This window comes from Moritella sp. (assembly GCF_033791185.1).
In the GTDB taxonomy this organism is placed as follows: Bacteria; Pseudomonadota; Gammaproteobacteria; order Enterobacterales; family Moritellaceae; genus Moritella.
This window is the reverse complement of record NZ_JASJHF010000139.1, coordinates 1-7,538: the sequence shown is the minus strand read 5'-3', so window position 1 is coordinate 7,538 and position 7,538 is coordinate 1. Positions and strand designations below refer to the sequence as shown.

7 protein-coding genes are annotated in these 7,538 nt (G+C 39.9%); all 7 read right to left on the bottom strand.

Annotated elements, in window-relative coordinates; translation table 11 throughout:
- A partial coding sequence (locus tag QNK26_RS08215) for a sodium:solute symporter family transporter (RefSeq protein ID WP_413816355.1) occupies positions 1-240 on the bottom strand: 240 nt, incomplete at its 3' end.
- Between the two features lie 210 nt (positions 241-450).
- Positions 451-1,275 carry a symmetrical bis(5'-nucleosyl)-tetraphosphatase gene (locus QNK26_RS08210; RefSeq protein ID WP_319222132.1) on the bottom strand — a complete coding sequence of 275 codons (825 nt, stop codon included), beginning with the start codon at positions 1,273-1,275 and terminating at the stop codon, positions 451-453.
- Between the two features lie 58 nt (positions 1,276-1,333).
- Positions 1,334-1,711 carry an ApaG domain gene (locus QNK26_RS08205; protein WP_319222131.1) on the bottom strand — a complete coding sequence of 126 codons (378 nt, stop codon included), beginning with the start codon at positions 1,709-1,711 and terminating at the stop codon, positions 1,334-1,336.
- A gap of 14 nt (positions 1,712-1,725) precedes the next feature.
- Positions 1,726-2,544, bottom strand: a complete 819-nt coding sequence (gene rsmA, locus QNK26_RS08200) for a 16S rRNA (adenine(1518)-N(6)/adenine(1519)-N(6))-dimethyltransferase RsmA (protein WP_319222130.1) — start codon at positions 2,542-2,544, stop codon at positions 1,726-1,728.
- Positions 2,541-3,524, bottom strand: coding sequence for a 4-hydroxythreonine-4-phosphate dehydrogenase PdxA (gene pdxA / locus QNK26_RS08195; RefSeq protein WP_319222128.1), 984 nt, complete (start codon positions 3,522-3,524; stop codon positions 2,541-2,543). The genes rsmA and pdxA overlap by 4 nt, the downstream gene beginning before the upstream one ends.
- Before the next feature lie 12 nt (positions 3,525-3,536).
- A complete protein-coding gene (surA, locus tag QNK26_RS08190) occupies positions 3,537-4,823 on the bottom strand; it encodes a peptidylprolyl isomerase SurA (protein WP_319222126.1) in 1,287 nt (428 codons plus the stop codon).
- 274 nt (positions 4,824-5,097) lie between these two features.
- Positions 5,098-7,497 (bottom strand): LPS assembly protein LptD, encoded by a 2,400-nt coding sequence (gene lptD / locus QNK26_RS08185; protein WP_319222124.1) that lies wholly within the window; start codon positions 7,495-7,497, stop codon positions 5,098-5,100.
- Positions 7,498-7,538 lie beyond the last annotated feature (41 nt).

Below are 7,538 nucleotides of genomic sequence, written 5' to 3'. Positions count from 1 at the left end.
AGATAACCAGATCGCTTCCATACCGGCTGCATAGGCATAACCTGGTAAGCCAAGTAATAACCAACCACTCATGTCAGAAGCACCTGCAGATAGCGCTGCGGGCCAAGGACCTAAATTACGACCACCTAAAAAATAGTCCGTTGAACTCTTGGTTTGTCGATAAGCATACACACCGATACCAAGCATAACAGCAAGGTAAACTAGGAATGTAGCTGTAATAATGAAGTTATTTTCAATCATGTATATAAGCCTTAGTTGTAAAGTTGTTATTTATTTTTATTGTTATTTATTACCAAGCTCAACCAAACTACGTCAATATACTTGTTTTCGGTAATATTGATGTGGGCAGGCTAAAATTTAGGGGGCAGTATATACGAACTCCAATGTTATTACTTAACATTAGAGCAACACTGTGATAACCCGCTTATTATTTAATCTTATTCTAGTTAATTATGTCGCATGTAATGGGCAGGGGACGGAAAAGACTGCTTTGTCTTCCCAGCGCAACATAGTTAAGCTATTACCCCAGACACAGCCAGTATCAAGTGTTGTGGCATTTTTATGGCTGCAATGGCCCTCGAGTGCTGCCCAGTGGCCAAATATTACATGCGCACCATCGAGATGTGAACCCGCTACTTCGTACCATGGGATATGTTGTGCATTGTCATTTTCTGCTGGCGAATGCTTGTTGTGAAACTCCAGTTGGCCATTTGGGGCGCAAAAACGCATTCGGGTAAAGGCATTAATAATAAATCTTAGGCGATCAAAGCCTTGTAACTGTTCTTGCCAGTAGTCTGGATGTGCACCATACATATGGGCTAATAAGGTTTGGTAGTCATCACCACGTAATTGGGTATTAACCTCTTTGGCATACTGTTTAGCTTGCTGCTGACTCCATTGTGGGCTAATACCTGCATGTACCATAATAATATTAAAGGCTTCATGGTAAGCGAGCAGTGGCTGTTGGCGTAACCATAATAGCAGTTCATCTTTGTCTTCGGCGATAAAAATGGGTTGCGTTTTATCCTTAGGGTTTAGCTTAGCTAATCCTGCGTCAATTGCGAGTAAATGTAGGTCATGATTACCGAGTACTGTAATAGCCGCAGGACCAAGGTTTTTAACAAAACGCAGTGTTTCTAATGATTTTGGACCACGAGCAACCAGATCGCCGGTTAACCAAAGTTGATCGTATTGTGGATCAAAACTGGCTTGTTGTAGCAGGTGTAGTAGATCATCAAAACAACCTTGAATATCACCAACAAAATAAGTTGCCATATATAAGTTACCTTTGTTATTAAATCTAATGAGGAGTATGGATTAATGCTTTAATTGATCAGTGCAATAGATTCGGCGTGACCAGTCTAAATGGTTCGACTGTGACGTTCACTGATTCACTGGCATTAAGTTTTAATTCAATCTTACCTTGAACAATACTCAATGGAGAATGGGTAATTATATCATTGCTATAGCAAAAATCTTGCTGTGAAGAGATAAGATAATCATTATTTTGAAAAGGATTGTTTAATTCGCTAACTACGCCGTTGCCATCAGTAAGCAATAATTGGATAGTTGATATGTTAACAGGCTGGCTTAATGGATTGGTGATGGTGATGGTATAAGTAAAGAAGTATCTGTGCTGTGCTGGCACAGATACTTCTTCGACATATTCGGTATCAATGATAAGGGTGAATGAATCAGCTAAACTTACCATTGATACAGACTGCCTTAATCCGCTGTTTGCAGTGGATTATCGACGACGAAGTTTGCTAGCGTCACATAATTTTCAAGGGTTAAGTTCTCTGGACGTAGAGAAACATTAATGCCTAGAGCCTCAATATCTGCAACCGAAATCACTTTTTTCAAGCTATTACGAATTGTTTTGCGACGTTGGTTAAAGGCACTTGTCACTACGTGATTAAGTACTTTTAAGCTTTTAGCTGGGAAAGGTAATACTGCATGTGGTTCTAAACGAACAACAGCCGAATCTACTTTTGGTGCCGGCTTAAATGCGCCAGGACCCACTTCAAGTACCGGCGTTACTGTACAGTAATACTGTGTCATCACTGTCAGGCGACCATAACTTTTAGTGTTGTGGCTTGCTGCTAAACGTTGTACTACTTCTTTTTGTAACATGAAGTGCATATCTTGGATGTCTTCATGAAATTCAAATAAGTGAAACATTAGTGGCGTTGAAATATTGTAAGGCAGGTTACCAAAAATACGCATTTTCATGTCTGGTTTGATTAACTGACGGAAATCAAAACGCATTGCATCTGCTTGGTTAATGTCTAATTTTTTAGATAATACTGGGTGTTCTGCTAATCGTTCAGCTAGATCTCTATCAAGCTCAACGACTGTCATTCTATCAACACAATCTGCTACTGGCTCGGTTAATGCAGCTAAACCTGGACCAATCTCAATTAGGTTTTGGCCTTTTTGCGGATTAATCGATGCAACGATTTGACCAATTACATAGGCATCATGTAAGAAGTTTTGACCAAAACGTTTTTTCGCGGTGTGACCTAAATGGACCTTGTCGTTCATGCGTTTTTCTCTACCATTTCTATTGCTTGGTTTACTGCTGTAAACATACTGCCGGAATCGGCTGTTCCAGTACCTGCAAGTTCAATTGCAGTACCGTGATCAACTGATGTACGGATAAAAGGTAAGCCCAGGGTTATATTTACTGAGCTGCCAAAACCAACCGACTTTAATACCGGTAATCCTTGGTCGTGATACATTGCTAATACAACGTCAGCATCGTCAAGATACTTAGGTTGGAACAAGGTATCTGCAGGGAGGGGACCTGTTAAATCCATACCCTCATCGCGAAGTTTCGTTAACGTCGGAGAGATTATCTCAATCTCTTCGCGACCTAGATGTCCATCTTCACCTGCATGTGGATTGAGCCCACATACATAAATTTTTGGTTTTTCAATACCGAATTTCTTTTTCATTTCACGATGAATGATGCGAATAATATTACTTAATCGCTCTTCTGTGATCGCTTTTGCTACGTATGCCAGTGGAATATGTGTTGTCACGAGTGCAACACGTAAGCCCGTTGTTGCCAGTAGCATAACCACATCTGCGGTTTCTGATTGCTGGGCAAAAAACTCTGTATGGCCACTGAAAGATACGCCTGCTTTATTAATGATGCCTTTGTTTACCGGACCGGTTACCACTGCACTAAATTCGGCGGACATGTTTTTTTCACATGCAAACTGCAATGTATCTAATACATAGCGGCCATTTGCTACATTAAGTTTACCTGGTTCTGCAGGTGCCGCCATTGGCATTGGTGCGATAGTGAGTGTACCCGCACGTTGTGGTTGTGCTGGTATGCTTGGGTCATACTCGATTAATTTAACCGTTTTCCCCAGCATTTTTGCTCGCGATAAAATAAGTTCTGGATCTGCGCAAAGCACTAGCTCTACTGGCCAGTCTTGCTTAATTAATTCCAAAACAAGATCTGGGCCTATGCCAGCTGGCTCACCTGGAGTGATTGCTATTCGATGAGTCACATTTTCACCTGTTTACGATTCATTATCTAAAATACGAATATAAGCTTCTTGTTTTAATTCATTTAACCAAGCTTGGCTTTCTTCGGCTGCACGACGATTATACAGCAATTGCCATGCTTTTTGGCGATTTGCTTTCTCTGTTGTATCTTGTGTACGTCTATCAATTAGTTGCACTATGTGCCAGCCATGGCTTGAACGGAATGCTGGGCTGATTTCGCCTTTTTTCAAGTCTTTTAAGGCTAATTTAAATGCAGGAACATAGATGTTTGGATCTGCCCAGCCCAGTTCACCACCTTTGACTGCAGAGCCTGTATCATCTGAATAAGCTTTAGCTAGATCGGCAAACTCAGCGTCACCAGATTTAATACGTGCTAAATAATCATTCAATAATGCTTGGGCTTTATCATCGCTTAAGATCACGGATGGCTTAACTAGGATATGACGTGCATTAACTTCTTTTGTTAGTACGGTTTCTACGCCACGCATATCAGCAACTTTAATAATATGTAAACCTGCACCACTGCGAATAGGACCGATGATATCGCCTTTCTTAGCATTGGTTACAGCTTCTGCGAATAAGGTTGGCATTTCATTGATATTCATCCAACCCCAATCACCACCATCGAGTGCTTTAGGACCCGCTGAAAGCGCCAAAGCTAGATTTGAAAATGATGCACCTTCATTTAACTGTGTTTGTATACCGGTGATTTTAGTTTGTATGGCTTCCATGGTTTCATTATCAGCGTCGTTTGGCACGCGTAGCATAATATGATTAACGCGATATTGTCGGTTCTTCTGCCCTTGTTCATCAATTATGGCCATTAAGTTATCAACGTCTTGATCGGAAATAGTAATACGACGACGCATTTGCATACGTTGTACTTCATTGGTTAATATCTGAATGCGGACTTCTTCTTTATAATCGCTAAAATTACCACCATCAGCAACAACGCTTTGACGCAGTTGCTCAACAGTTTGGTCATTGCCTTTGGCAATATTGTCTAACGTATCTTCAAGTTGAGCATTGCTAATTCGCATACCCATTTTTTTCGCCATTTGCAGCTGTAAGCTATCAATGATCAGTTTATCTAACGCTTGCTGAGTCAGTACATCTTGCGAAGGCAATGTTTGTCCTGCCTTGGTTGCTCGTGTTGTTACTGAGTGGGTTAATGTGTTTACGTCACTGGCTAGAATGACTTCTTCATTAACAATCGCAACTACTTCATCAAGCTTGGTGAGTTCGGCTTGTGCTTGCCAACTCGTTACAACTATTACTCCAGATAACAGAGTACTAAGCATTTTTTTAATCACTTTATGAATTCCTATTCAATATCGACTATAACTGAGACAGCAGTAGGCTGAAAACTATCAATTTTTCCACGGGAAATATGAGGATTGTCTAGTTTTTTGAAAACCGAGGTGAAAAAGTAAGCGGAAGTATACCTTGTCAGGTTTTCAATGCAATCGTCATAAGTTGTAAATCCCTATTCGAATGATAATGGCTGTATTCAATTCAGTGATTTACAGCCATTACCATACTCGGGTTAATTCTAAATTCGTTTATTACCCTAATTTATTCACGTAATTGGAAGGGTTCACCGTATGTAAATAAGCTTGATGAGCCGATATTATTCATATCAGTACCAATGCCACCTAAACCTTTCAGTTCAAACATCAATGTTGGACCGCGATCATAGTCGTGTTTGTCGGTATTAGAGTCGTAATTTTTTAAACGATAACCATAATCCAGACGAACTGCCCAACAGCATGATTCATATTTGATACCAATAAACGCATCTTGTGTGATTTGGTTTTCAACATCGTAGTAATAACTCGCCCCCATATCCCACTGATGATTAATTGGTAAGATAAACTTGGAACCAATTTGATTAATCTTGGAGTTAATGCTGCTATTTTCATCTTCTAATATCGATGCTGTATTTTCAATATAGCGGTAGTTTAATTGTACGCGTTGACCACGGTCAAAACGATATTCGATAGCGGCATCGGTACGACGTACCAGATCATCTTGGACGGCGTATTCCACACTATTATTGAAGAATAAATTGTCACTCACCTTAATATCTGTTTCCAGCACAATACTTGAGGTTGTTACTTCAGAGTTGTCGGTAGTGGTATCAGTCTCTGGAGCAATACCCACTTGGCTATCGCCAAAATAAACGATTTGCCCCAATGCCAAACGGAATCGTTCACTGCCGATTTCATCAAATACCCGACTTGTTAAACCGACGGTGAACTGGTTGGTATCGGCAATGCGATCTAAACCGCTATAAATACGATCGCGGTATAAACCTAAGAAGTCTTGTTGGATTGTCGATGAATCATAAATACCAATGTTATCTTGGTTTTTATAAGGGATATACAGATATTGTACTTGGGGTTCTAACGTCTGAGTAAATGCATTGCCAAACCACGATGTAGAACGTTCGAAATTCAAACCTGCGTGTAACCTTGCTGTAGGGATCACTCGAACTACTTCTTCTTCTAGTTCACCTTTGTAACCATTGGCAAAGCCGCCATTATCCGAATCGTTGAATGTTTGGCTGTAATACGTCATGGGTAACTTAAATTCGGCAACCGCAAAACCCGCAGGGCGTTTGTATGGGAAACTAATTTCTGGTTCAATGTGGGTTCTAATACCACTGTACATATTCTTGTCAGAATGAGAAAAGTTTGTTATTTCACTATAGACGGACATCTCAATGGGATTATCATCAAATTGTTGGTAACCAGTAAAAGCTATTTTTGGTAATACTTTATGGGGTGTCGATGACGTCGAGTCAGTCAAAATTTGAAAGTCACGCACTTCAAATTGCGATGATGTCATATCGGTATTATAAGTTAATGCTGCTGTTCTGAGCAGGGTGTTGCTGTCTCTAGAGCCTGCGGAAGCATTAAGATCAGAGAAATAGTCGTTATCACTTACTTGTGTATAGTTAGCATTGAAGTTTAAGTGCTCATTAAAATTACCATTGTGACTCCAGTGATAAAGACTACGATCCGTCTTGGTTTTTTTATCATTGTTCAGATATTCAACATTAACCTTACCTTGTTGACCATCGACTAAATAACGGAATTTATTGGTTAAGTGGAGGCCACGTTTAGACATGAAAGTTGGGATTATTTCCATATCGTAGTTAGGGGCGATATTCCAATAGACAGGTTGTGAGAACGTGACACCATTTTCCAGAGAGTTTTCAAATGATGGAAATAATAAACCTGTTTTACGTTTATCTGTTGTTGGATAAGTAAAATACGGCATGTAAAAAATGGGTACGTCTTTAAAGTATAAGGTCGCATTATAAGCTTCTGCGGATTCCTCGACATTATCAACGTCAATAGACGACGCTCGCAATACCCAGCTGTTGTCACCAAATGGACATTCACTGTAACTTGAGCGTTGCATTAAAATATTGTCACCGCCATTAGTAATGTAGACTTTTTTAGCCTCACCATTACCCGCTTGGCCGTGCAGTAAATAATTCACTTGTGATAGCTCTGCATCTTTGGTATCTAAGTTTGCTTTTAAGGTTCGGCCTTTGACCGTTGATGCGCTATCTTCGAGTATCACATTCCCTTCAGCCGTTAGAATATTGGTTAACTGATACAAAATAATTTCGTCGGCGGATAATTCACGATTACCTTGAGTGAAGTTAACATCGCCTGTAAAAATAGCCTTGCTACCCTGTTCAACTTTGGCGCTATTAGATAAAAGCTGTATTTCGTTAGCAGCTTTAGTATCTTCTATTGCTGGCTTTATAGCGGGTACATAAGGGTAACACTGTTTAAATAGAGTTAATTCTGCTAATTCTGATGCTGCGGTCATGTCATCAATGGCCGTTGAAGTACCATCTTCATTAGTTATAATTGTAGCTGCGCTAGCTGATAAGACGACACCACTGAGTGTTGTAAATAAGGTGAAAAGGCGCATTTTAACAATCCATTTTGTCATTGATAATTTCATTAAAATTTAAAAATAGCTAAATATAATAA

What these genes read in the sequence shown, in the direction of transcription:
- QNK26_RS08210 (WP_319222132.1), bottom strand. Translation starts at nt 1,275, where the DNA reads ATGGCAACTTATTTTGTTGGTGATATTCAAGGTTGTTTTGATGATCTA.
- QNK26_RS08205 (WP_319222131.1), bottom strand. Translation starts at nt 1,711, where the DNA reads ATGGTAAGTTTAGCTGATTCATTCACCCTTATCATTGATACCGAATAT.
- rsmA (WP_319222130.1), bottom strand. Translation starts at nt 2,544, where the DNA reads ATGAACGACAAGGTCCATTTAGGTCACACCGCGAAAAAACGTTTTGGT.
- surA (WP_319222126.1), bottom strand. Translation starts at nt 4,823, where the DNA reads ATGCTTAGTACTCTGTTATCTGGAGTAATAGTTGTAACGAGTTGGCAA.
- lptD (WP_319222124.1), bottom strand. Translation starts at nt 7,497, where the DNA reads ATGACAAAATGGATTGTTAAAATGCGCCTTTTCACCTTATTTACAACA.